Source organism: Paenibacillus sp. FSL H7-0331 (genome assembly GCF_001956045.1).
Genome location: NZ_MRTH01000015.1, coordinates 90,518 through 113,747, shown reverse-complemented (window position 1 = coordinate 113,747; position 23,230 = coordinate 90,518). Strand labels below are relative to the sequence as shown.

The following is a 23,230-nucleotide window of genomic DNA, read 5'->3' as shown; positions in this document are numbered from 1 at the left end:
ACGATAGCGTAAGAGCTCGTCTATTTATTGCCAACCCTCTGGTAGAAATGGCTGCGGGGTGTTATGATTGGCAGCATTCATGTCAATGACAAGGAGGAGTTCCAATGACTACGTATACAATTGGCGTCTTGCTGGGGGATGGGATTGGTCCGGAAATCGTTCAGGCTACGGTTGAAGTGTTGACGGCTGCATCGAAAGTCGTGCCGAATGTTGAGCTTAACTGGCTGGAGCTTCCAATGGGCTGGTCTGCGATCAGGGAGTACGGCGATGCACTGCCTCTTCTCACGAAGGAGGCGCTCGGAAGCTGCGATGGCTGGATAATGGGACCTCACGATTCCTCATCCTACCCACCGGAGCATCAGGAAAAGCGAAATCCAAGCGGCGAGCTGCGTCACCATTTTGAGTTATATGCCAATATCCGCCCGAACAAAACGATTCCGGGAATCGAGAGTGTAGTGGGTGTTGCAGACCTGGTTATCTACCGTGAAAACACGGAGGGCTTTTATCCGGATCGTAATCTGTATGCAGGCACAGGAGAGTGGCTGGTTACCCCTGATGTAGCTATATCGGTGGGTGTATTTACGCGGAAGGCTGCCGAACGTATCGCCCATGCTGCTTTTCAGATGGCGATGAAGCGAAGCAAGCACGTGACCATTGTCCACAAGGCTAATGTGATCAAGCTCGGTTACGGTTTGTTCTTAAGCACCTGCCGTGAGGTGGGGGCTCAATATCCGGAAGTCAGGGTGGACGACTATCATATTGATGCGATGGCTGCACATCTGGTGCGGCGTGCAAAGGATTTTGATGTCATTTTGACAACAAATATGTTTGGCGATATTCTCTCCGACTTGGCAGGTGAGCTGGTGGGGAGCCTTGGACTAGCCCCTTCGATTAATGCAAGCGATGATAGAGCGATGGCGCAGGCGGCCCACGGATCGGCACCGGACATTGCGGGACGCAATATCGCCAATCCGATCGGAGAGCTGCTCTCGGCTGTGATGCTGCTGGACTGGCTTAGCAATCGGCATAACGATCCTGCGCTTTATCAATTGGGACGACTTATTGAACAGGCAATATTAAGTACGATTGCGGACGGTGTACGGACACAGGATCTGGGCGGCTCGGCTTCAACGACTGCATTTACACAAGCAGTTATCAGAAAGCTGGTTTGATGTTAACTGGGATTGGTTCTTATAAATTATTCCAAATAAATGTTGCGAAACCTTATTGACACAGAACATAAGGGGTGCTATATTTCAAACTACAGTAATAGCATAGGAATAATAAACATTGTATGACCAACTACCGGACAACCGGAGATCTGGCTTTTATAAGCTATGTCTTCGGTTTTTTCATGTGGACCTATGATGGACACAGAGATCAATAACATGAAGAAAGGGGCGGGGATGATGAGTACAACCAAACGTCAAGTACACCTGAATGTTTTTTTGCGGGGAGCCGGTCATCACGCAGCGGCATGGCGGCATCCGGATACTCACCCGGAGCTGGGATTTGATTTTCGCTATTATTTAAAGCTGGCACAGATCGCAGAGCGGGGTCTGCTGGATTCACTATTTATGGCAGACGGCTATGTAGGAACTGGAAGGAGGCTGGAGCCTTTCACGCTGCTCTCGGCTTTGGCATCTGTGACCGAGCACATCGGGTTGATTGGCACCGTTGGGACAACGTACAACGAGCCCTATCATGTGGCGCGTAAATTTGCATCGCTCGATCATATCAGCGGGGGGCGGGCCGGATGGAATATTGTTACCGGACATACGGATGCGACTGCATACAACTTCGGCCGGGAGGAGCATCTGGAGCATTCCAAGCGTTACGAGGCTGCGGAGGAATTTGTCGAAATAACGAAGCAGCTATGGGATAGCTGGGAGGAGGAGGCGCTTGTCTTTGATAAGCAGTCCGGCGTTCAGTTTGATGAAACCCGCCTGCATGAAATCAATTTCAAAGGCAAGGTCTACAAGGTCAAAGGGCCGCTTAATATTCCACGTCCTCCGCAGGGCTATCCCGTGCTGGTTCAGGCGGGTTCCTCGGAGAGCGGGAAAGAACTGGCTGCGAAGACGGCGGAAGCTATTTTTACGGCACAGCCTACATTTGGAGAAGGTAAGGCATTTTATACAGATGTCAAAGCCAGATTGGCTAAATATGGCCGTACCCCGGAGCAGCTCGTTATTTTGCCGGGACTAAGTCCGATTATAGGCGATACCGCAGCTGAAGCCCAGGACCTGGAGGACGAATTGAACGCATTTAATAATGTCGAGGATGCCGTAGACAAACTGTCTGAGCGGTTCGGCGTTAATTTGACGGGTTATTCCATTGATGGTCCGTTTCCTGTGTCTGCATTTGACAGCGCCAAGGGGATAGATTCGGTCAATGGCAGCAAAAGCCGTCATCAGCTTATTCTGGATTTGATCCGCAAGGAGAACCTGACGATTCGTCAGCTTGTGAATCGTCTTGCCAGCGGTCGTGGGCACTTAACCTTCACAGGTACGCCTATTCAGCTAGCTGATGTGATTGAACATTGGATTACCCATGGTGCCTCCGATGGATTCAACTTAATGCCGCCGCTTTATCCGAACGGGTTGGAGGCTTTCGTTGACAAGGTAATCCCCGAGCTGCAGAACCGAGGTCTGTTCCGTACGAGCTATGAAGGGAAAACTTTGCGTGAAAATCTGGGGCTTGTGCGTCCTGCTAACAGCTTGCTTCATGTATAGGCATTAAATAGTTAAAAAATATCATTGCCATATTGGCAGTGCTATGGTAAAGTGATCAAATTCATACTAAAACTATAGGAATAATAAATTGCGATGACCAGACCACTGGAAGAGCACAACACTTTGTTGTGCTCTTTTTGTTTAAAATCGCAGACTGGATTCAAAGGAGTGAGGAGAAGATGGTAAAGCATCAAGCCATTGAGCCGGAATTCGGTTGGTATATGCCAACAAGAGGAGATGGCCCATTTATTGGCGTCAAGCCTGACCGTGTCGTGGATACCGCCTACATGATACGTGTTGCACAAGCTGTGGAGGAGGCTGGCTACACCTTTGCTTTGATCCCGACAGGCGGGCATTGCACAGATGCCTGGATTATGGGAGCGACACTGGCCGCACATACGAAGGTGTTCAAGCCGCTGGTAGCTATGCGTCCAGGCTTAATCGCTCCTGCGCTGGCTGCAAGGATGGGAGCAACGCTCGATGAAGTGACAGGAGGCAGGGCGCTGATCAATATCGTGACAGGCAGCTCTGCTGAGGATATGAAGGCTATGGGCGATTCATTGGCTTTTGACAAGGATGCCAGATACGCACGTACGCTGGAATATATCAAGATCGTCCGCCAGCTGTGGATTAATTCTCAGCAGGTTGAAGGGAATCGAATACTGGCTTCCCGTGGCAAGAGTCAGGAAGTAGAGCCGTTTGACTTCAACGGCCAGTATTTTCAAATTGAGGGTGGAGTCAGCTATCCATCACCCGTGCAAAAGCCGCATCCACCGTTTTATTTTGGCGGCAGCTCTCCTGCAGCGAAGCGAACCGCAGCCGAGATTGCCGATGTATATCTGATGTGGGCGGAGCCGCTCGATTGGATCAAGGAGCAGATCGATGAAGTGGAATATCACCGCGATGTGCTGCACAGGACGCAGGGAATTGACCGCAATATCCGCTATGGCATCAGGGCACAGGTAGTTATTCGCGAGACGGAGGAAGAGGCTTGGGCAGCAGCCAAGCTGATTGTAAGCAAAGTCGATCCTGCGACGCTGCAGGAAACAGAGGCAAGGTTTTCACAGGCCGAGTCGGCTGGACAGCAGAGGCAAAATCAGGTGCGGAGGCAGTCGGCCAAACATGATTATGTCATTGCCCCCAACTTCTGGGCAGGGCTATCTGTTGTACGCGGAGGTGGTGCAATGGCCTTTGTTGGCACACCGGATCAGGTTGCGGATCGTTTGATTGAATACATCGATATCGGCGTCTCCTCCTTCATTCTCTCAGGCTATCCGAATCTGGAGGAAGCATCGATTTCCGGCAAAGCATTGATCCCTGCTGTAAAGAAAAAGCTGCAGGAGCGTGCTGCTGTCACCAACAAGGATAGTTTCGTATCTTAACGCATTCATAAATATAAATAACCCATACCCATCTATAAGGAGTGTTTAATCATGAGTATCCATCTTAGAAAATTTGGCAGAACCGGTTTAAAGGTATCCGAGGTCAGTCTGGGCACCATGGCATTTGGACGCTGGATCAGCGAGCAGCAATCGGCTGACGTATTGGACACGGCACTGGACGCTGGTATTAACCTGATTGATACCGCAGATGTGTACGGCACGGGTTCGGATCGCAACAATCCGCTGGAGGGCGGCCAATCCGAAACGATTCTTGGCAACCTGCTCGGAGAACGCAGACACCGTATCATTTTGGCAACGAAGGTTCACGGTCGAGTAGGACTGGAGCCTAATGACGCAGGGCAGAGCCGTTATCACATTCTTCGCGCGGTAGAAAACAGCCTTAAACGCCTGAAAACGGATTACATCGATTTGTACCAGGTCCACCGCTTTGACGAACAAACGCCGCTTGAGGAATCCTTGAGAGCTTTGGACGATCTGGTCCGTCAAGGCAAGGTTAGATACATCGGTGCTTCCAATTACGCCGCTTGGCAAATTGCCAAGGCTCACGGCATCTCAGCCCGCTTAAACCTTCACCGATACGAAAGTGTACAACCGGAATACAGCATTATTGCCCGCGATATTGAAAAAGAGCTGCTGCCTTTTGCCGCTTCCGAAGAAGTTGGTGTAATTGTATACAGTCCGCTTGGACGTGGTTTGCTGACCGGCAAATACAACTTTGAGCAAGCTCCGCCGGAAGGAACTCGTGGAGCAGCTGGCGAGAAACGTCTGCAGGTGCTGCTTGATGAAGAGCGCAACTTCCGAATTGTTGAGCAGTTGAAAGGGATTGCCGAGCGCAAGGGCTGGTCATTGGCTCAGCTGGCACTAACATGGGTTGTGAGCAGACCGCATATTACGTCCGCTATTCTGGGTGCTTCCAGTGCGTTGCAAGTCATAGAATCGGTGCAGCATGTAGGCGAGAAGCTCTCGGCTGAAGAGCTAGCCGAGATCGATGTCATTACGAGCGAAGCGGCAGGTTCAGGCCAAGGTGGATCAGCGCTTAAAGAACCCGCAGGTACAGCAAGAGGTTGATCAGGAAGCATCGGATGATGGATGACCTAGAAGTGCGGTGAATAAAGAGCGGAGTGGGCGGAATCGTTCTGGAGAAGCGAAGCGTTCGCCTTTGTCTTCGGATTTCTACAGCTAAATGTCTTATATAATCAAGAAATCTGAAGACAACAGCGATCGGAGGAATGATCCGCCCGCGCAGCGGAGACTTATTCACCGTACTTCTAGCAACAAGAGGGAGTGGTGATAATGGCGGAAATTGTGATTAATCATTTATACAAGCGGTATGGCAAGGATAAGCATCCGGTCGTTCACGATTTCCATCTGGACATCAAAGACAAGGAATTCCTTGTCTTTGTAGGTCCATCCGGCTGCGGCAAATCAACGACATTGCGGATGATTGCCGGGCTTGAGGACGTCACGGAAGGCGAAATTTATATTGGCGACACGCTGGTGAACAACCTGCCTCCCAAGGATCGGGACATCGCAATGGTTTTTCAAAACTATGCCTTGTACCCGAATCTGAGTGTCTACGAGAATATTGCCTTCGGTCTCAGGCTGCGCAAGCTGCCCAAGCATGAAATCGATCTGGCGGTGAAAAAGGCGGCGCGTGTGCTGGAGATTGAGCAATATCTGGACCGCAAGCCCAAAAATTTATCAGGAGGTCAGCGTCAGCGTGTTGCGTTAGGTCGTGCGATTGTGCGTAATCCCAAAGTGTTCCTTATGGATGAGCCCCTCTCCAATCTGGACGCGAAGCTGCGGGTGCAGATGCGTACGGAAATTATCAAGCTTCACAAAACGCTGGGTGTCACCTTCATCTATGTAACACACGATCAGATCGAAGCGATGACGATGGGTGATCGGATTGTGGTGATGAAGGACGGCGTCATCCAGCAGGTGGATACTCCGGAAACGATCTATAGATACCCGAGCAATACCTTCGTTGCCAGCTTCATCGGTTCACCTCAAATGAATTTTATCGATGGGCGCATTGTGGAAAATGTTCCGGGCAAGCTGGAGTTTTCCACATCTCGCTTTACATTGGAAATTCCTAATGATTTGGTACCGATCCTGATTAAACACAATCAAATTAATCGGACGTTAACGCTTGGAATCCGGCCGGAAAATATTAATTTGGAAGGCCTTTACTCCGATGCGATTTTAACCGGTGTGTATAAGCTCAGTGAATTGATGGGTGCGGATCGATTCCTTCATCTGGATATTGGTCAGGATAAGCTGCTGGTCGTTCGGGTCAATCCGGGATTCCAGGCCAAAGAAGACGAGAAGGTTCGGCTTTCTCCAGATATGACGAAGGCCTTATTTTTCCATAGAGATACCGGAACAAGGTTTTTTTAAATCACATTTGTCATCGGGAAGGGAGTGTACGCTTTGTTGTCCATTCATTTTACTAAACACGCTCGGAAGCGAGTCCTGCCCGTTGTGTTAGCTTACGTCTTGGGAGCGATAAGCCTCCTGCCTGCGGAAGGGACAGCTCCGGTGGCAAATGCGACAGCTATTAAGCAGGAGCAGCAGCCCCCGACTGCTGTCACACCACAAGCTGCCAAAGCAGCGGATGCCAAAACCATAAATAGCCCTGATTCCGAGCCTTATTATGCAGATGTTCTGCAAACGTGGAAGCAGCAGGGAGCTCAGGATGCAGCTAAATCCGTTACCATTAAAGCTGCAGCACCTGCGGCACGCTCTGAGGGTTCAATCTTTTCTACAGGCAGCTTGGAGGGAAAAACGGATGTTTTGCTATGGAAGGCAGCTTCTACAAGCTGGGTGGAATACCAGTTTAACGTATCCGCAAAGGGCCCATACGAATTTCAAGCTTCTTATCGTCCGCTTCCGGGTAACGGGGTCGGCAATCCAATCGCATGGGACGTAACACTTGATGGGAAGCATCCCTTTCGGGAGGCTTCATCGATTACATTTTACCGGGAATGGAAGGACGCGCGTCCGATCCTGAAAAATGACGATGGAGACGAAGTCAGAGCCCGTTCGATTGAAGCGCCGGCTTGGCGTATACAACCGTTTATTGACTCGGAAGGCGCGTATGCGAATCCGTTAAAGTGGTATCTCACCGAGGGCGTTCATACGATCAGACTCAGTGGAAACGAGCCAGTCGCCATAGAGGAGCTGCGAATCGTACCTCCCGAAAAGCTCAAGCCTTACGCAGGGGTTGCTGCAGCTTATCCACAATCCAAGCCTGTTGAAGCGCAAGCCTTGACTCTACAGGCCGAGGATATGGCTTTGAAGAATGATACTTCGATCAAGCTGTTTTCCGATACCGACCCGCGGACAGTTCCTGTTGCCAAGGGTAGAATTACCTACAATACGGTAGGAGCCAAAAGATGGATGTATCAGAATCAGGAAATTACCTGGAATTTCGAGGTGCCGGAGACAGGTAAATACAAGCTCGCACTGCGATCCCTACAAAATCAAATTTCGCAAAAGTCCTCTTTCCGCAGAATCAAGATTGATGACAAGGTTCCATTTGAAGAGTTCCTTATGTATCGTTTTCCCTACAATTCGAGCTGGAAGGGAACTGTCCTTGAACAGCCTGACGGCAAGCCCTACGAGCTGTTTCTGGAAAAAGGCAAGCATACCTTGTCGATAGCTGTGACTGGAGCTCCAGTCAAGCCGATTCTGATCGGAATTGATGAATTGTCGCAGCGGCTTCGTTCTATCGATCAGGATTTAAGAGCGCTCACGGGTGGTTTGATTGATAGAAACCGCACCTGGAAGGTGGATCAGGAGCTGCCTGATCTGGCAGGTCGTTTGGATGAAACTGCCAAGCTAATGGATAGCTTGTCCGGGCAGCTGCTGCTGGTGAACGGAAGTAAGGACAGCATTATCCAGGGCTTCAGTACGTCCGCGCAGGATATTCGCGAGCTGCTGAAGAAGCTGGATGATGTACCTTATTATGCCGATCAAATTACAAGTATTAATGAAAAAATTAGTAATTTCATTGAACAACTGCTGCAGCAGCCATTGCAGCTGGATGAAATCTACATAGCTCCATTGGAAAAACCGTTTCCAGAGATGGAGGCCTCCTGGATTTCGCAAATAGCGGGTTCAGTCACGAATTTTTTCTACTCCTTCCAATCGAGGGACAGCTTGAGTGATCTGGATGAACGTGTATTAAACGTCTGGGTGCAGCGCGGTCGTGACTATGTGGATCAATTGCAGCAGCTCACGGATGAGGTATTCACAGCGGATACGGGTATTAAGGTGAAGGTTAACCTGCTGCCTACGCCACAGCTGCTCGTCATGTCCAATGCAGCAGGCATCCAGCCGGACGTGGCGCTTGGCTTAACGCAGGATTTACCTGTGGATTATGCGATTCGCGGAAGTGTCACGGATTTATCGAAGCTCCCTGATTTTGCTAATATTTATAAGCAGTACAGCCCCGGGTCATGGCTGCCGCTACATTACAATAAGGGATATTATGCGATCCCGGAAACGCAGTCGTTTCAGGTACTCTTTTATAGAAAGGATATTTTAAAGCAATTGGGCCTGGAAATCCCGCAGACGTGGGATGATGTGTATGCACTGCTGCCGGTTTTACAGCAAAATTCTTTGAATTTTTATATGAATCCGAAGGATTATACGCCTTTCTTTTATCAAAATCATTCGGAGTTTTATGAGCCTCAGGGTTTGCGAACGGCGCTCGATACGCCGCAGGGCTTTAAATCGTTCAAGCAGTGGACCGACCTGTATAATACGTACGCAGTGGAAAAAGAGGTCCCGAGCTTTTACCAGCATTTCCGCAGAGGAACGATGCCGATTGGCGTCTCGGACTACAATATGTATGTACAGCTGACCGCTGCGGCGCCTGAGCTTAATAACCGCTGGGGAATTGCCGAAATTCCCGGGGTGAAGCAGCCGGATGGAACCATTGAGCGGTGGGCCGGAGGCGGGCAAAGAACAGGTGTTATTTTTGAAAAGTCCAAGAAAAAGGATCAGGCCTGGAAATTCATGCAGTGGTGGATTTCTCCTGAGACCCAGGCACGGTATGGTAACGATATCGAAGCGGTGAATGGCGTGGCTTTCCGCTGGAATACATCTAATGCTCAGGCGTTCACCAAGCTGCCATGGAAGCAGGAGGATGCCAACGTTATTCTCAAGCAGTGGAGCTGGTACAAGGATGTACCCAACCTGCCAGGCGGATATTTTCTGGAAAGAGAAATTACGAATGCCTGGCTGCGGGCTGTTGTGGATGGCACGAATTATCGAAGCTCACTGGAAACGGCTGTTCTGGACATCGACAGGGAGCTCAGGCGCAAGCAGCAGGAATTCGGTTATGTCGATCAGGATGGACGTGTAATCAAAACTTTGGATTTGCCGGTGATTAATAAGCCGTGGGAAGGGGTTAACGCCTATGTTAAATAAAATCTCGAATGTCGCGATCAGTACGCCCGTCAAGGCGTCTGCAAAGCCTCAGGTGGAGCCGCAAGAGAGCAGGCTTGGCAGCCTGCTCTCGGAAATATGGGCGTATCGTCTATCCTATCTCTTTATTGCACCGTTCATGCTGTGCTTCACCGCCTTTATTTTTATCCCTGTGCTTGCGGCGGTGGGTTTGAGCTTCACTTATTTTAATGCGATTGAACAGCCGAGATTTATCGGATGGCAAAATTTTCAGTATTTGATCTCTCAGGATCTGCTGTTCCTGAAATATGCACTGCCCAATACATTCAAATTTGCGCTTATCGTCGGGCCAGGCGGATATATTGCAGCTTTTACACTGGCCTGGTTGATTACCCAACTGCCCGATTCACTGCGCAGATGGTTCGCGCTTGCGATGTATACACCATCCCTGACGATTGGAATTGCAATGTCGATCGTCTGGCTGCCTATGCTGACGGGTGATAGAATCGGCTATTTGAACAGTATACTGCTGCAGCTTGGGTTCATTGATGTGCCTAAGCTGTGGGTAACGAGTAAAGATTATTTAATGAATTCGATGATTGTGGTCACGCTCTGGTCCAGTATGGGCGTCGGCTTTCTGGCCATGCTGGCAGGTATTCTCAATGTGAACAAGGAGCTGTATGAGGCAGGGCGTCTGGATGGCATATCCAGCAGAATACAGGAAATCTGGTTCATTACGATTCCGTCAATGAAGCCGCAGATGCTGTTCGGAGCGGTGATGGCTATTGTCGCGACGTTCAAAGCGGGAGCGATTGGTGTGGAGCTGTCCGGTGTGAATCCGACCCCTGAATACGCAGGCCATTTGATTATTAATCATATTGATGATTATGGGTTTATCCGTTTTGAAATGGGCTATGCAGCAGCGATTTCCGTATTTCTGTTGATTCTGATGTATGTGTCCAACAAATTGAGCTGGACGTTGTTCGGTTCAGCCGACGATTAAAGGATATGCTTACGATGCAGGCTTTCCAAAGGAAAGCCCAAGTGATGCTTACGATGCAAGTTTTCCATACGGAAAACTCTAAGGAGGTTGAAAGATGACAACATTGCGCTTGCCCTGGAAGCTTTCCCATGTATTCCGCAAAAGACCCCGGCTGCAAAGAATGGACACGTTTCAAAAAATATTGATCGTCCTGATGGTTCTTTTGTCCATCTTCATGCTGCTGCCTATCGTATATATTTTGAATCATGCTCTGAAGCCTTATCATGAATTGTTTGTGTATCCACCTAATATTTTTGTCAGGGAGCCTACCCTGCAGAATTTCACGGAGCTGTTTCTGGTAGCTGCCAACTCTACGGTGCCGATTACCCGTTATTTGTTTAACAGCGTGCTCATATCGGTTGCTGCCGTAGTTGGTGTTACGCTGGTGAGTGCAATGTGCGCTTATCCGATTTCCAAGCATAAATTTCCGGGTCATCGCTTTGTGTTCAGCCTCATCCTGCTGACGCTGATGTTCGCTCCCGAGGTGATGCAAATTCCGCGATATCTGGTCGTCAGCCATCTCGGCATTATGAACACCTATTGGGGGCATATATTACCGCTGCTTGCAATGCCGGTTGGCGTTTTTTTACTTAAGCAGTTTATCGATCAGCTGCCGAACGAACTGCTGGAGGCGGCGAGAATTGACGGAGCAGGCGAAATTCGGGTGTTTCTGCGAATTGTTATTCCGGTGTGCATGCCAGCTGTAGCGACCGTAGCGATTTTGACGTTTCAAAATTCATGGGGGAACGTGGAAACCTCGCAGCTGTTTATGCAAAATGATGAAATGAAAAACTTTCCGTTTTTTCTGAGCACATTAACGAACAATGCAGCCAATATTGTAGCCCGTCAAGGCGCAGCAGCAGCAGCGGCTTTAATTATGTTCGTACCCAACCTGCTGATCTTCCTGTTCTTCCAGGGAAAGGTGATCTCCACGATGGCGCATTCCGGTATTAAATAAGAAAGGAGGACGACTTCTTGCGCTCGTATCTTATCAAACAGCTTCTTCTGATCCTGCTTGCGGCTATTATCTCGACGGTGTTCATTCGACCGGCGGAAATCCTTGCCTATACGCCATATAACACGAATTACAAGGATGGCTACGATCAATTGGTCTGGACCCAATCTGCCTACAATCCGGTTGCGGCTCTTGGGCGCGAGATTTATATTCCTGACCCAAAAAAGCCGGATCAGCTGATCTTTTCACCGCTTAAGCAAGCCCAGGATCTGTTTATAGATGACAAGGATCAGATTTATATTGCGGATACCGGGAACAACCGAATTGTCCATCTGGATGAAAAGGGGAATCTGGTTCGTATTTTGGACGTTAAGGAAAGTCCGCTGAATAAGCCGCAAGGGCTGTTCATCGATCCCAAAGGAACGATTTATGTTGCCGATACGGGGAACAAGCGTGTGGTTAGCCTCGATAAAGATGGTAAGCTCATTCGTGAGTTTAAGCGTCCTGAATCCAAGTTTCTTCCAGCATCGTTCAAGTTTGATCCGGTGAAGCTGGTCGTCGACAAACGTGGATTTTTATATATAGCGGCACTTGGCGGCTATCAAGGGCTTGTCCAGCTGGACCCGACAGGCAATTTTCAAGGCTTCTTTGGTGCCAATACGACAAGCTTTTCCTTAATCGACATGTTCAAAAGACTGGTATATACACGGGAGATGTACGTACGTGAAATCAGCAAGCTGCCGGGCTCGATAGCGAGCGTGACAGCCGATCAGGATGGCGTGATCTATACGGTTTCCAAGGATGTGGAATACGGACAAATCAAGAAGCTTAATATCGCAGGGCTGGACCAGTTGGAAAGCAAAGGCGATTTCGCCAAGAGCGATAAGAAAACGTCTTATGGGGAAATGGCCTTTTTTGACTTCCAGAATCGCGTGCCTTTATTGTCGGATTTAACGGTAGACCTAGATGGCAACATTACCGTGATTGATTCGAAGCTGAAGGTTGTGAACCAATATGACAGCTCCGGTAATTTGCTGTTCTTCTGGTGGGGCGACGACAATGCGGTAACGACCAAGCTGGGCTTGGTCAAGACACCTACGGCCATTACGACCAACTCTAAAAACGAATTGTTTATTCTCGACGGAGAAAACAATTTTGTTCAATCGTTCCGGCTTTCTGAATTTGGCGCCTTGGTGCACAAAGCTAACCATTTGACCCAGGAAGGCAAATATGAGGAAAGCGAAGCGCTGTGGGCGGAGGTAAATCGGCTTAACGCCTATTATACGCCTGCGATTTTGGGGCTGGCGAAGGCCGCTTATAAAAAAGGCGACTATACCCGGGCCCAGCAGCTGTTTTATGAAGCGGGGCAGGCGCAAGGCTATTCGGATGCCTTTTGGCAAAACCGTCTGGTCTGGTTCCAAAAGAACTTCGGCGTGCTGATGAATGTCATTATAGCGGTATTCATCGTGCTGTTTATTTTGGAAAAGTGGAGCAAGCGAAGCGGTTGGCGGCAAAAGTGGCGTCAGCGTAAGCGCAGTGAAAGTTTGCTTGTACAGCAGCTGGGGCAAGCCTTTTATATATTAAAGCATCCGATTGACGGGTTTGGAGGGCTTCGCTACGAAAACAAAGCAGGGGCCTGGAGCAGCCTGATTATATGGATATTGGCTTTGGCTTCCTACTGCATCATGCAGGCAGGTATCAGCTTTATTTTTAATCCGGCTGTTATTCTTGAAGTTAACTTGCTGACGATAGCCGTTCAATTTTTAGCGATATGGCTCGCATGGGTCATTTCCAACTATTTGATTTCTTCGATTTTACGCGGGGAAGGTCGCTTCCGTGATGTTGTTTATGGAAGCACATACGCCTTATTCCCATTGGTGCTGGTCGGATTGCCGTTAACGATCCTCTCCAATGTGATGACATTAAATGAAAGCTCGATTTATTATTTTCTGTATTTTGGTTTATTTGTCTGGATTGGCCTGCTGTTGTTCTGGAAGGTGCAGAGCTTGCAAAATTACAGTATAGGGGAAACGTCGGTGAGCGTCGTGCTATCGTTGATTACGATGACGGTGCTCGGCGTATTGATTTTTATTACGGTTGGATTAACGAAAGAATTGACGGATTTCGGTTATTCGGTCTTCCAGGAGGTAACGATTCGATGAGGCGTAAGCAGGTTTGGTATCGATCAGCAGCTGCGCTGATAATAGCTTTGATAGTGGGTATTGCGCTGTTCCAACAGCCGGGAATTAATTGGTTGTATGCTGCCGATCAGAAGGAGGACGGTAAAGTGGTGCCAGGCACGGCGTCGCCGCAGCCTTCGAGCGGAAATAGTACGGTAGTGGCGTCATCCGCACCCGCAGCTTCGGTCCAAAATCCGACAACAGCTGCTCCACCAGCAGCCCCTCCAGCATCGCAGCCAGCAGCGACCTCTGCTCCCGCCCCGCAGTCGGCTGGAGCAGCCAAATCCGGGTTACCGGAAGAAGCGGGCTTTCGTGTCATAGCCGAATCGTCGGTGTTAAAGCTATGGGTCCATGATGCGACTGCCCACTTCAAGGTGGAAAATAAGCAAAGCGGACAAGTATGGCGTTCCTATCCGAATCCGGAGCAGTGGGCCAAGGAAACGATAACTGGAACGTGGCGAAATAACTTGTTATCACCGATTATGCTGGAATACATCGATGCGTCCAATTCCAAGTCTCAGGCCAAAACGATTAGCTGGACGGAGGACAAAGGCGTTCTGGAAGGCTTCCAAACGACGCCGAACGGGTTCAAGGTCGTGTTCAATTTTACAGGCACGCAGTTTAAAATTCCGGTCGAGGTCAGATTGCAGGATGATTACGTAGATACGGTTATTGTGGATCCGGATATTAAAGAAGGCAAGCTTAGCCTGCTGAATTTGAAGCTGTATCCGTTATTGGGAGCCGAGGCTTACAATGATAAGCAGGAGGGCTATCTGTTTGTACCGGACGGTTCAGGGGCACTAATACGCTTCAAGCCGAATAAGGCCAATGATAAATCGTTTTACCGTGCTAACGTATACGGTCCAGATAGTGGCTTCTTTAATGAAACGACAGCACGCAATCCGCTTAGAATCCCTGTATTCGGTTTGAAATCGGGAGCTCAGGGTCTGGTCGGAGTAATGGTTTCGGGTGAGGAATACGGCAAGGTATTCGCATCTCCGAATGGTGCCTTCGGACAATTTAACTGGGTAACGACAGAATGGCAGTACCGTATCAAATTTTTCCAAAATACGAGCAAAAAAGCGCAAACCGGATTTTTCACCTACAGTAAGGATCGTTTTACAGTTCCTGAGCGCAAAACCCGCTATTATTTCCTTGCACCGGACAAAAGCGATTACGTAGGTATGGCGGAAACATACAGGACCTATCTGGTTAAAGACAAAAGCTTGAAGCCTGTTCAGCCCAAAAGCGGCGAGGTTCCCATATATATCGACATCATTGGCGCTGATATCAAAAAGGGACTGCTGTGGGACAAATATTTGAAAGGGACGTCGACGGCTGAGGCTATTGATATGATCAAGAGCCTGACCGCACGGGGGCTCAAAAATTTGACGGTTCAATATGCAGGATGGCAGCAGGATGGCTACAGCTCGCATGGCGGTCTGTTCCCCGTGGATTCACGAATAGGGGGCAATGATGGGATGCAGCAATTTATCCAGCACGCTCATTCCCAGCAAATTCCGGTATACCTGACAGCCAACTATACATTGAATAATAATGGCAGAGACCGATTTTGGCCGATGTTTGACGGGCTTCGTGACTTGGCGGGCAAGGTAATCGAATTTGAAAATTATGCTAATCACGAAATGACAACGCTGGTGAGTCCGATCTTTACCGCTAATGTGGCCCAGAAGGATTTGGGCAGCTACAAAGCGCTCGGTGCCGACGGTATTTATTTCAATGAGGGTATCGGGCAATATTTGAATAGCGATTACAATAACAGCTATCGGGCCAGCCGCAGTGAGGTGTTGAAGAGTCAGCAGGCTATTCTTAAGCAGACGAAGGACACGCTTGGCAGCGTCCATGCGGAGAACGCTAACTTCTATGCTTTGAATGAGGTTAACCATATTCATCGATTAGCTGACACCTACTCGTATGATATTTTTGTGGATGAATCGGTACCTTTTACGCAAATTGTGCTGCACGGGTTGATCACGTACACATCGGAATGGTCTAACTTACGTGAACAATATCGTACGGATTTCCTGCGCAGTATCGAATTGGGCGCTTATCCAGCCTATGTATTTACGAGTGCTCCATCCGGTACGATGAAAGGCGCCTATTCTGTCTGGTATTACAGTATGAATTACCGGGATTGGGAGGCGTCGGCTGCCGAAGAATATAAACGGTTTAATGAAGCGCTTGGTGATGTTCAGGATAAGCTGATCATCGGGCACAGGACGCTAGCTCCCAATGTCAAAGAAACCACCTACGAAGGTGGCAAAACCATCATCGTGAACTACAACGAGCAGGAATTCACGAATGGCAGTATTCGCGTTCCGGCCCAGGATTTTATTGTCGGGAAGAGAGGGACGCAGCGATGAGCAAACTGAGACTTCAAGGAGCCACTCTCCGCAAATTGGAGGGAACGCTCTTTATCACTCCATGGGTAGTCGGTTTTCTGGTTTTTGTGGTCTTTCCATTGGTTTTCTCTTTATACATGAGCTTTCATCGTGTAAAAGTGACGGTCAATGGGATTGAGACGATACCCAATGGTGTGGAATATTATCGTGAAATTTTATTTGCTGACGGCGGGCTGCTTTATGATGATTTGATTCCCTTTCTGCGTGAAGCGGCCGTAATGATCCCGATTATTCTCATATTCTCGCTGCTGATTGCGATTTTATTGAACCAGCAGTTTTGGGGAAGAACCTTTTTTCGAGTCGTTTTTTTCCTGCCTGTTATTTTTTCATCGGGTCAAATTATACTGGAATTTATTAAACAAGGTGAAGGTACATTATCCTTTGTGGAATCTTTACGAATCGATTCGTATATTATTGAATATGTCCCCAAAACCTGGGTGGAACCGATCAATCATGTTATTAGCTCGTTTGTGCTTGTACTATGGTACTCCGGGGTGCAAATTCTGATCTTTCTGGCGGGGAGGCAGACGATTTCCTCCTCGGTGTATGAGGCTGCCCGTATCGATGGTGCAGATCCCTGGAATACATTTTGGAAAATTACGCTGCCGGGACTCATCCCATTTATATTTTTGAATTTGATCTTTACGGTTGTCGATTTGTTTACGTTCCCGACCAATCCGATTATTAGCAAGGTGACGACAGCGAATTATGGGTTGTCCAGCGCTCTGGCGTGGATTTATTTTATGATCGTACTCGTTTTTATTGGTATTGTCATGCTGCTCTACAGCCGGGTCGACAAGGCATTCAGCGGCAAACGCAGCTAGCAGAAGCTTAGGAAGCTTAGCAAATGCTTACGAAGTCAGTTTTTGCATACGCAAAAACTCTTAGGAAAGAAGGGACCACCATGGAACGCGTGCTCCAATTATTCAAAAAACGTCAATTGGCCGATGTATCCATCAGGGACCGATTGATCTCCACGAAATATTTTTTTATCGGCAAGGAGGCGGATAAAGGGTTTCTATTCCGCTTGTTTCTGTATCTGATCTTGATCGATACCGCTTTTATTTATTTGAAGCCGATTTTGTATATGATGATTACGATGCTCAAGGATGCTAATAATATGCTGGATTCGTCCGTGATCTGGGTACCCCGGTCGCTGTATACCGGACATCTTCAGGCGGCATTCGAGATGCTCAAATTTAAAACGGCGTTTTTTTACAGCCTCACGATTTCGTTGTCCGTTTCGATTCTGCAAATTATATCCTGCTCGATCGCGGGTTATGCATTTGCCCGGCTTGAATTTCCATTAAAAAAGCTGTTATTTGCCGCCTTGATATTTACGTTTATTATGCCGCCGCAGCTGACGATATTGCCGTCGATTCTGATGTTCAAGGAAATAGGCTGGGCGAATACGTACTTACCGATGATTGTACCGGCTATATTCGGACATGGACTAAAGGGGGCGCTGTTCGTCATCATTTTCCGGCAATTTTTCTCAACACTGCCCAAGGAACTTGAAGAGGCGTCAAGAATAGACGGTGCCAATGCCTTCCGGTTTTTCTTTAAGGTCATGCTGCCGATTTCCAAGTCTGCGATCATCGTCGTTTTTTTATTTTCGTTTGTGTGGAATTGGAATGATTTCTACCTACCGTCGATGTATATGTCCGGTTCCAAGGAAGTCCCGCTGTCGATCAGCTTGGCCAAGCTGGCTGCATCCTTGTCGGCCGATGAGGCACAGGGAGGAACCAGTATTTTCTCGGAGCCGATCAAAATGGCCGCGTCCTTTCTCATCATTGTCCCTGTATTGATCGTATATGGAATAGCGCAGCGATGGTTTGTTGAAGGTATTGAGCGCACGGGGCTGGTCGAGTGAAGGCGACACGTTTGTTGACGGATTATGTGCTGTCCAAATGGCCGATATATGTTGTGGCTGCTCTATCTATTTCTTGCGGGAATATTATTCAATCGTATTATCCGAAGCTGCTAGGCTTGTTTACCGATCAGCTGCAGCAGGGGGAACTGACCAAAACGTTAATTATCGATTACAGCCTGGAGCTGCTCGGTATTGGCGTTTCCTTCGGGCTGTTGACAGCGATCGGACAGTATTTGATCATGAGGATGGGCCGGCGGTTTGAATACGTTGCCAGAAAACGATTATTCGATCATTTCACGACGCTAAGCGCTGAATTTTATTCGAAGCATGGGGTAGGCAAGCTGCTCAGCTATGTGATGAATGATGTGACCGCGATCCGCGAATCGATTTCGATGGGATTTAATCACATCATCAACTCGACGATTCTGATCCTGTCCGTTGTGGTCACGATGCTATTCAGCTCCATTCCGTTTTATTTGATCGTCTGCTGTGTATTCCCGCTGCTGTTCATTCCGTATCTCGTTGTCCGCTTTCGTCCGGTTATCAAGAAGCGTTCCCTGCTCGTACAGGAGTCTCTGGGCAAAATGACGGAGTCTGCGGAGGAGCAGTTCGGCGGTATTCGCGTAGCGAAGACATTTGCCGTTGAGCCGATCATGATCGCACGGTTCGGGGAGACTGTAGACCGCATCCGGGATCATCAGCTGCGTCTGGTTCGTTTATCCTCGTTGTTTGAAGCGATGATTCCGTTTTTGGGTGCGTTTTCGCTCATTGTTACGATAGCATTTGGGGGATATTTAACGATTCATCAGCAAATTTCTTTAGGGAATTTCGTAGCGCTGACGTTATATATCCGCATGATGGTTAATCCGCTTCAACAAATTGGTCGTGTCATTAACACGATGCAGCGCTCAAGAGCATCGCTTGAGCGTATTAACCATTTACTGGATATGAAGTCGGATATCGTGGAAATCGAGCAGGCCGTTTCGTCCAATTTTAACGCTTCGGGGATTCAGGTAAGAGGGCTATCCTTTGCTTATCCGGGAGAAGAGGATGAAGTGCTCCATAATATCAGCTTCAGTCTGCAGGCAGGTAAATCATTAGGTATTGTTGGCAAAACAGGCAGCGGCAAATCGACCTTGGTTAAGCTATTGCTCCGTATTTATGATCCTCCGGCAGGCACGGTGTGGATAGGGGGTACGGATATTCGCGAGCTTACGCTGGAAAGTCTGAGAACCCAAATTGCCTATGTGCCCCAGGAGGGATTTTTATTCAGCACGACGATTCGCGATAATATCGCTTTTTTTCGGAGAAGCTCATCCTTGGATCTGGTCGAAAAAGCCGCCCGGCAGGCGCAAATATCATCCAGCATCGCTTTATTTCCCGATAAGTTCGAGACCAAGCTGGGAGAGCGTGGGGTTACGCTATCAGGTGGACAACGGCAGCGCACCAGTCTGGCCCGGGGCCTGATCAAGGAATCGCCAATTATGATTCTGGACGACAGCGTCAGTGCTGTGGACTCCGTAACCGAAAAAAGCATCATTGATACGATGCGCAGGGTACGCGCCCAGAAGACGACGATCTGGATTGCCCATCGTATTAGCGCTATTAAGCATGTAGACGAAATTATCGTGTTGGATCAGGGGCGTATTGTTGAGCGCGGCTCCCACAGAGAGCTGGTACAGCAAAAGGGCTTGTATGCCAAGCTGCTTGCCATACAAGAGGAGGGAAGCAGCATTGCCGAACCTACGTAAGGAAAAGCCTAACAGTAAACAGGAGACCACGCCGCCGCAAGCGAATCAAGCCTATAAGTCCGCATTTCGCGATCTATCGGTATATGCAAGGCCGCACAGGGTCACTTTTATCATCGTATTTTTCTGTACCGTGCTGTCGATAGCCGCAGATCTGCTGCAGCCCTATCTGGTCAAGATCGCTATTGATGATAACTTGATGGTGGGCAAAAATGATTACAGGACCCTCCTGATCATATGTGCGGTCTATATGGGATTATCGGTCAGCAGCTTGTTTTTTACTTATTTGCAAAATAATTTGCTGCAGCTGGCGGGGCAAACCATCGTTGCTCGCATTCGTAAGGATTTGTTTCGCCATATTTTCAAATTGTCGATGTCCTACTATGACCGTACCTCCAGCGGCAGCTTAATTACGCATGTGTCCAGCGATACGGAAACGCTCAATCAGTTTTTTACACAGGTGCTGTTAAGTCTGGTTCGTGATGGGATGACGCTGATTTTTATTATTGTCATTATGTTTCAATTGGATGTTCAGTTGACCTGGTACTGCATGCTGCTGATGCCGATTATCGTACTGATTGCCTCGGGATTTCGTTCCTATATGCGCAAAACCTACCAGATCTCCAGAGCGCAGCTGTCCCAGCTGGTATCGTATGTAGCGGAAAATTTGTCCGGGATGCATCTGATTCAAGCCTTTCATCAGGAGAAGGAGCAGCAATCGCGGTTTTTGGATCACAATGTCAGTTATTACAAGGCAAATTTGCGTGAGATTAGAACGAACGTGATGTTTAACCGCTCCTTTGATATATTGGGTAATTTGTCAGTTGCTTTTGTGACCTGGCTTGGAGGTATTGCTGTATTTGATAAAGCGATTGAATTTGGGGTATTGTACGCCTTCATTACGTACATCCGGCAGTTTTTCCAGCCGATCAATACGATTACCCAGCAATGGAATACGCTTCAATCGACCACGGTTTCGTTGAACCGGATCTGGAATGTATTTTCGATTAAGCCAGAAATTACGGATGCAGTGGAAACACAGTCTCTGGATTTGGCTGCCATCAGCGGGAAAATCGATTTTGATAACGTAAGCTTTGCTTATCAGGAGGAAACGAAGGTCATTCATGATCTCGATCTGCACATTGCACCGGGTGAAATGATCGGGGTCGTAGGCTCCACAGGTGCCGGGAAAAGCTCGCTGATCAGTTTGCTTTGCCGATTTTATGATGTGCAGCTGGGCAGTATTCGGATTGATGATGTAGATATTCGGGAGATCCCACAATCCGAGCTGCACCGATTAGTTGGACTTGTGCAGCAGGAGCCGTATTTATACTCGGGCAGCATTATGGATAATGTCAAATTGTTTGATGAGACGATTTCACAGGAGCAGGTCATTCAGGCCTGTAAGCTGGTTGGGGCTGATTCGCTCATAACCCGTTTGAAGGAGGGCTATGATACGCGTGTATCGGAGCGGGGAAGCGGATTGTCCGCTGGAGAGCGGCAGCTGATTTCCTTTGCCAGAATTATCGTATTTCAACCCAAAATATTGATTTTGGACGAGGCTACCGCTAATCTGGACTCCCATACGGAGCAAATGATTCAGGGTGCGTTAAGTATTGTTGCCCAGGGGAGAACGTCGATCGTAATCGCCCACCGACTGTCCACGGTTATGCAAGCCGATCGCATTATCGTTATGAGCCAGGGAGGTATTGTGGAAGAGGGAAACCATGGGGAGCTGCTGGAGCTGCATGGCTACTATGAACAGCTTTATCTTCATTCCCAAGGGACGATTACGCAAGAAACGGGGTAAGGCAAGCGGGACAACCAGACTCTTTTATGTTATACGGCACGTGAAAATAGCTGAAAATAGGATTGACACCGTTCTAGTTTGGTGTTATATTTCATTTCATAGTAAGTCTATAGGAATAATATAAATCTACCGGAACACCGGAGACAACCAACAATTGTTGTGGGGTCTCCGGTGTTTTTGTATGGAGAATAAAGTACCCAGAGAGGAGTGGGGAGTTCGGAGAGTGGCATGGAGGTTGATCACACAGCTATAACTAAACATAATCAAGGGGTGCAGACCAAATGAAGTTCAAACATTCAATAACCGTAGCTCTTATTTTTATTCTACTTATACTTTCAGCCTGCTCGAAAGAGGCTCCAACCGCAGCAGCGACAGACCCTGCCAAGCCTGGAGCATCATCGGCACCAAAGGATGCAGCAGCCAGCACCGAGCCTATCACCTTGAAATTTTACAACAGCAGCGGTACGTTTACGAATACCGAATTTAAAACATTTATTGCCGATCCGGTTAATAAAAAGTTTCCGAATATCAAGGTGGAACGGATCGAGCCGCCTACAGGCACAACTCCGGAAGATTTCTTTTCCTCCGGGCAAATACCCGATATTATTTATTCCAGCTCCAGCTCACACCGTAAAGTTATTAGCTTGGGCGTACTGCTGGATTTGAACGAGTATGTAAAAAAGTATAATTTTGATCTTACCCGAATTAAGCCGGAGATGTTGAGCTATGCCAAGGAATTATCCAATAAAGGCGAGCTGCTGGAGCTTCCGTTTAACTCCAATCAACATATTCTTTACTACAATAAAGATATTTTCGATAAGTTCGGCGTTCCTTACCCGTCCGATACCCAGATGACCTGGGAGCAGGCGTTGGAGCTGGGACGTCAGCTGACTCGTACGGAGAATGGTGTGAACTATATCGGTATTGATGCCGAAGGCCCAATCGGGATTGCTAAAAATCTGGCACTGCCTGTGATCGATCCGAAGACAGGTAAATCGTTATTAAGCACACCGGATTGGGTTCGTGTATTCAACATTGCCAAGCAAAATTATGAAATTCCCGGTTATATCGGCAAGGCTGATAAATACGTGTACGGACGTGATGAGTTTATGAAGGACCGCAATCTAGCGATGAGGCCTACATGGCTGGCCAATATGGTAGGGCCGCTTGAAGAGCTTCGCCAACAGGGACTTGAAGTGAATTGGGATATCGCACCTGTGCCTACATTCAGCGATCAGCTGGGCAAGTCGCGTGAGGCGCAAAACCATACACTGTCCGTATTTACCAAGAGCACACATAAGGACGAGGCGTTCCAGGCGATCGCACATATTTTGTCCGATGACACGCAAAGGATCTTGTCTCGTAACGGCAGAGTGCCTGCGATCATTAACCCGGAATTGGAAAAAGAATACGGAGCCGACCTTCCGGTGCTCAAAGGCAAAAAGGTGCAAAATGTATTTGCCGTCAAGCCGATTCAGGAGCATACCTCGCACCAGTTTGAGCTTGATATTAATAAATTTGTAACGGAAGCGGCGGCAGGTATTGCCAAGGGTACCGATGTCAATACAGCCATTCGTAAAGCATCGGAGAGCATTGATAAAGAAGTCGAGCGATTGCAAAAAAATCAATAGTTCTGCTGGAGGGAGTAC

Annotated in this window: 15 protein-coding genes; all 15 read left to right on the top strand. The window is 48.3% G+C overall.

The window, feature by feature from the left end:
* Positions 1 to 104: 104 nt before the first annotated feature.
* The 15 genes from BK127_RS22110 (at position 105) to BK127_RS22040 (ending at position 23,212) form a co-directional block, all read left to right on the top strand.
* Positions 105 to 1,172, top strand: a complete 1,068-nt coding sequence (locus tag BK127_RS22110) for an isocitrate/isopropylmalate dehydrogenase family protein (protein WP_076233693.1) — start codon at positions 105 to 107, stop codon at positions 1,170 to 1,172.
* A 237-nt stretch (positions 1,173 to 1,409) separates the two neighbouring features.
* Positions 1,410 to 2,732 (top strand): LLM class flavin-dependent oxidoreductase, encoded by a 1,323-nt coding sequence (locus BK127_RS22105; protein WP_076233757.1) that lies wholly within the window; start codon positions 1,410 to 1,412, stop codon positions 2,730 to 2,732.
* A 179-nt stretch (positions 2,733 to 2,911) separates the two neighbouring features.
* Entirely contained in the window at positions 2,912 to 4,114 is a 1,203-nt protein-coding gene (locus BK127_RS22100) for an LLM class flavin-dependent oxidoreductase (RefSeq protein WP_076233692.1), read from the top strand.
* Positions 4,115 to 4,165: 51 nt separating this feature from the next.
* On the top strand, positions 4,166 to 5,203 hold the full coding sequence (locus BK127_RS22095; protein WP_076233691.1) for an aldo/keto reductase: 1,038 nt from the start codon (positions 4,166 to 4,168) through the stop codon (positions 5,201 to 5,203).
* Between the two features lie 225 nt (positions 5,204 to 5,428).
* Positions 5,429 to 6,535 (top strand): ABC transporter ATP-binding protein, encoded by a 1,107-nt coding sequence (locus tag BK127_RS22090; protein WP_076233690.1) that lies wholly within the window; start codon positions 5,429 to 5,431, stop codon positions 6,533 to 6,535.
* Between the two features lie 99 nt (positions 6,536 to 6,634).
* Positions 6,635 to 9,574, top strand: coding sequence for an extracellular solute-binding protein (locus tag BK127_RS22085; protein WP_256711404.1), 2,940 nt, complete (start codon positions 6,635 to 6,637; stop codon positions 9,572 to 9,574).
* A complete protein-coding gene (locus tag BK127_RS22080; RefSeq protein WP_076233688.1) occupies positions 9,564 to 10,553 on the top strand; it encodes a carbohydrate ABC transporter permease in 990 nt (329 codons plus the stop codon). Before BK127_RS22085 ends, BK127_RS22080 begins: the two co-directional genes overlap by 11 nt.
* Before the next feature lie 94 nt (positions 10,554 to 10,647).
* Positions 10,648 to 11,550, top strand: a complete 903-nt coding sequence (locus tag BK127_RS22075) for a carbohydrate ABC transporter permease (protein WP_076233687.1) — start codon at positions 10,648 to 10,650, stop codon at positions 11,548 to 11,550.
* Positions 11,551 to 11,627: 77 nt separating this feature from the next.
* On the top strand, positions 11,628 to 13,709 hold the full coding sequence (locus BK127_RS22070; protein WP_372237368.1) for an SMP-30/gluconolactonase/LRE family protein: 2,082 nt from the start codon (positions 11,628 to 11,630) through the stop codon (positions 13,707 to 13,709).
* Entirely contained in the window at positions 13,706 to 16,111 is a 2,406-nt protein-coding gene (locus tag BK127_RS22065; RefSeq protein ID WP_076233685.1) for a DUF5696 domain-containing protein, read from the top strand. The genes BK127_RS22070 and BK127_RS22065 overlap by 4 nt, the downstream gene beginning before the upstream one ends.
* Complete coding sequence (locus BK127_RS22060; protein ID WP_076233684.1) at positions 16,108 to 16,974, top strand: carbohydrate ABC transporter permease; 867 nt, start codon at positions 16,108 to 16,110, stop codon at positions 16,972 to 16,974. The genes BK127_RS22065 and BK127_RS22060 overlap by 4 nt, the downstream gene beginning before the upstream one ends.
* An 80-nt stretch (positions 16,975 to 17,054) precedes the next feature.
* Positions 17,055 to 18,023: a carbohydrate ABC transporter permease gene (locus tag BK127_RS22055; protein ID WP_076233683.1), complete on the top strand. Its 969-nt coding sequence runs from the start codon at positions 17,055 to 17,057 to the stop codon at positions 18,021 to 18,023.
* Positions 18,020 to 19,774 carry an ABC transporter ATP-binding protein gene (locus tag BK127_RS22050; RefSeq protein ID WP_076233682.1) on the top strand — a complete coding sequence of 585 codons (1,755 nt, stop codon included), beginning with the start codon at positions 18,020 to 18,022 and terminating at the stop codon, positions 19,772 to 19,774. Before BK127_RS22055 ends, BK127_RS22050 begins: the two co-directional genes overlap by 4 nt.
* The gene (locus BK127_RS22045) at positions 19,719 to 21,581 is read left to right on the top strand and encodes an ABC transporter ATP-binding protein (protein ID WP_076233681.1); all 1,863 of its coding nucleotides are present in this window, start codon (positions 19,719 to 19,721) and stop codon (positions 21,579 to 21,581) included. The genes BK127_RS22050 and BK127_RS22045 overlap by 56 nt, the downstream gene beginning before the upstream one ends.
* 281 nt (positions 21,582 to 21,862) lie before the next feature.
* A complete protein-coding gene (locus tag BK127_RS22040; protein WP_076233680.1) occupies positions 21,863 to 23,212 on the top strand; it encodes an ABC transporter substrate-binding protein in 1,350 nt (449 codons plus the stop codon).
* Positions 23,213 to 23,230: the final 18 nt, after the last annotated feature.

Excerpts from the sequence above, each read along its gene's own strand:
- BK127_RS22095 (WP_076233691.1), top strand. The coding sequence starts at position 4,166 with ATGAGTATCCATCTTAGAAAATTTGGCAGAACCGGTTTAAAGGTATCC.
- BK127_RS22105 (WP_076233757.1), top strand. The coding sequence starts at position 1,410 with ATGAGTACAACCAAACGTCAAGTACACCTGAATGTTTTTTTGCGGGGA.
- BK127_RS22045 (WP_076233681.1), top strand. The coding sequence starts at position 19,719 with ATGCCAAGCTGCTTGCCATACAAGAGGAGGGAAGCAGCATTGCCGAAC.
- BK127_RS22110 (WP_076233693.1), top strand. The coding sequence starts at position 105 with ATGACTACGTATACAATTGGCGTCTTGCTGGGGGATGGGATTGGTCCG.
- BK127_RS22055 (WP_076233683.1), top strand. The coding sequence starts at position 17,055 with ATGGAACGCGTGCTCCAATTATTCAAAAAACGTCAATTGGCCGATGTA.
- BK127_RS22090 (WP_076233690.1), top strand. The coding sequence starts at position 5,429 with ATGGCGGAAATTGTGATTAATCATTTATACAAGCGGTATGGCAAGGAT.
- BK127_RS22075 (WP_076233687.1), top strand. The coding sequence starts at position 10,648 with ATGACAACATTGCGCTTGCCCTGGAAGCTTTCCCATGTATTCCGCAAA.
- BK127_RS22100 (WP_076233692.1), top strand. The coding sequence starts at position 2,912 with ATGGTAAAGCATCAAGCCATTGAGCCGGAATTCGGTTGGTATATGCCA.
- BK127_RS22040 (WP_076233680.1), top strand. The coding sequence starts at position 21,863 with ATGAAGTTCAAACATTCAATAACCGTAGCTCTTATTTTTATTCTACTT.
- BK127_RS22065 (WP_076233685.1), top strand. The coding sequence starts at position 13,706 with ATGAGGCGTAAGCAGGTTTGGTATCGATCAGCAGCTGCGCTGATAATA.
- BK127_RS22060 (WP_076233684.1), top strand. The coding sequence starts at position 16,108 with ATGAGCAAACTGAGACTTCAAGGAGCCACTCTCCGCAAATTGGAGGGA.
- BK127_RS22080 (WP_076233688.1), top strand. The coding sequence starts at position 9,564 with ATGTTAAATAAAATCTCGAATGTCGCGATCAGTACGCCCGTCAAGGCG.